We start from the raw sequence: 2,175 nt of genomic DNA on the forward strand, positions 1-2,175 counted from the left end.
CGTCGGGCCGACCCGCGACCCGGAGCTGGTCGACGTCGACGCCGTGGTGCTGGCCGTGCCGGCCCGGCCGGCGGCGCGGCTGCTCGCCGGCTGCGCGCCGGAGGCGGCGGCGGGGGTGGGCGGGCTCGACTACGCCAGCGTCGCGCTGGTCACCCTGGCGCTGCCCGAGCCGGAGCTGCCGCGGCTCTCCGGCTTCCTGGTGCCGGGCACCGAGGGGCTGCTGGTCAAGGCGTCGACCTTCTTCACCACGAAGTGGGGGCACCTGCGCCGCCCGGACGGGCTGGCCCTGGTCCGCGCCTCGGTCGGCCGGTACGGCGAGGAGCGGCAGGTGCAGCGCACCGACAGCGACCTCGCCGCCACCGTGCACCGGGAGCTGTCGGCGGTGCTCGGCGTGTCGCTGCCGGCGCCGGTCGCCGGGCACGTGCAGCGCTGGGGCGGGTCCCTGCCGCAGTACACCCCGGGTCACGCCGGGCGGGTGGCCGCGGCGCGGGCCGTCCTGCGGACGGACCACCCGACCCTGGTCCTGGCCGGGGCCGGCTACGACGGGGTCGGCATCCCGGTCTGCGTCCGCTCCGGGGAGACGGCGGCCGAAGAGATCATCACAGCACTGGGAGGTTCCGGGACATGACCGAGCAGACCAACGCGGCCCGGCTGCGGGAACTCAACGCCAGGATCCGCTACACGATGTGGTCGGTGTACCGGGCCAGCAGCCCGCTGCCGTCCCTGCGCGACAACGTCACCGCCGAGGTCGAGGGCCTCTTCGAGGAGCTGGCCGGCAAGGACGTCGTGGTCCGCGGCACGTACGACGTCTCCGGCCTGCGCGCCGACGCGGACGTGCTGATCTGGTGGCACTCCGCCTCCAGCGACGCGCTCCAGGACGCCTACCTGCGGTTCCGCCGCACCACCTTGGGCCGGGCGCTGACCCCGGTCTGGTCGCAGATGGCGCTGCACCGGCCGGCCGAGTTCAACAAGAGCCACATCCCGGCGTTCCTCGCCAACGAGGAGCCCCGCCCCTACCTCTGCGTCTATCCGTTCGTCCGCTCGTACGAGTGGTACCTGCTGCCGGACGCCGAGCGGCGCGAGCTGCTGGCCGAGCACGGCCGGTTGGCGCGCGGCTACCCGGACGTGCGGGCCAACACGGTCGCCTCGTTCGCGCTCGGCGACTACGAGTGGATGCTCGCCTTCGAGGCCGACGAGCTGCACCGGATCGTCGACCTGATGCGCGACCTGCGGGCCTCCGGCGCCCGCCGGCACGTCCGGGAGGAGATCCCCTTCTACACGGGCCGCCGCCGCTCGGTCGCCGAGATCGTCAACTGCCTGGTCTGACCGGGGGTGACGTGGGGGTGTCCCGGCGAGCCCGGCACCCCCGCCCGCCGAGCGGTGTCCACCTTGGCAGGATGCGGCGATGACGACGCATCTCCTGCTCGACTTCTTCGGGACCCTGGTGGACTACTCACCCAGCCGCACCGACCAGGGGTACGCGGGCAGCCACGCGCTGCTGGCCGGCTGGGGCGCGTCGCTGACCTATCCGGAGTTCCTGGCCACCTGGTCGGCCGTGTCGGCCGAGTTCGACCGGCGCAGCGACGCCGACGACCGCGAGTTCTCGATGACCGAGCTGGGCGCGGAGTTCCTGGCCCGGGTGCTCGGGGGTGAGCCGGTCGCCGCCGACGTGGAGACGTTCGTGACGACGTACCTCGCCGAGTGGAACGGCGGCGTGCGGTGCGCGCCCGGCATGGTGGAGTTGGTCGGGCGGCTCGCCGCCGGGCACCGGCTGGCCGTGGTCACCAACACCCACCGGGCCGACCTGGTCCCCGGGCACCTGGCCGCGATGGGGGTGGCGCACTTGGTCGACGCGGTGGTCACCTCGGTCGAGGTCGGCTGGCGCAAGCCGCATCCGGCGATCTACGCCGCCGCGCTGGACGCTCTCGGCGTGCCGGCGTCCTCGGCGGTCTTCGTCGGTGACACCTTCGGCGCGGACTTCACCGGCCCGGAGTCGGTCGGCATCCGCTCGTTCCTGATCGACCCGGCCGGTCGGTACCCGGTGCCCGCCGGGCGTCGCCTGGACTCGCTGTTCGACCTGCCGGCCCGCCTCGCCCGGCGCTGACCGGGCGGCCGGGCCGGCCTCGCCGACCCGACCGCCGCCAGGCACCCCCGGGCGGGGCGTTCGGCCGATCC

Annotated in this window: 3 protein-coding genes; all 3 read left to right on the plus strand. The window is 74.7% G+C overall.

The window, feature by feature from the left end:
- Positions 1–628, plus strand: a 628-nt coding sequence (locus NCC78_RS31060) for a protoporphyrinogen/coproporphyrinogen oxidase (RefSeq protein WP_250798988.1), incomplete at its 5' end; no start/stop codon positions are given.
- Entirely contained in the window at positions 625–1,326 is a 702-nt protein-coding gene (hemQ, locus tag NCC78_RS31065; RefSeq protein WP_250798990.1) for a hydrogen peroxide-dependent heme synthase, read from the plus strand. The genes NCC78_RS31060 and hemQ, both read left to right, overlap by 4 nt.
- A gap of 79 nt (positions 1,327–1,405) precedes the next feature.
- On the plus strand, positions 1,406–2,104 hold the full coding sequence (locus tag NCC78_RS31070; RefSeq protein ID WP_250798991.1) for an HAD family hydrolase: 699 nt from the start codon (positions 1,406–1,408) through the stop codon (positions 2,102–2,104).
- The last annotated feature ends 71 nt before the right edge of the window (positions 2,105–2,175 follow it).

Origin of the sequence: Micromonospora phytophila, from assembly GCF_023656545.1 — a bacterium.
GTDB classification, from domain to species: Bacteria; Actinomycetota; Actinomycetes; order Mycobacteriales; family Micromonosporaceae; genus Micromonospora; species Micromonospora phytophila.

Bases quoted from the DNA above. Each gene is read 5' to 3' on its own strand.
- NCC78_RS31070 (WP_250798991.1), top strand. From the start codon at position 1,406: ATGACGACGCATCTCCTGCTCGACTTCTTCGGGACCCTGGTGGACTAC.
- hemQ (WP_250798990.1), top strand. From the start codon at position 625: ATGACCGAGCAGACCAACGCGGCCCGGCTGCGGGAACTCAACGCCAGG.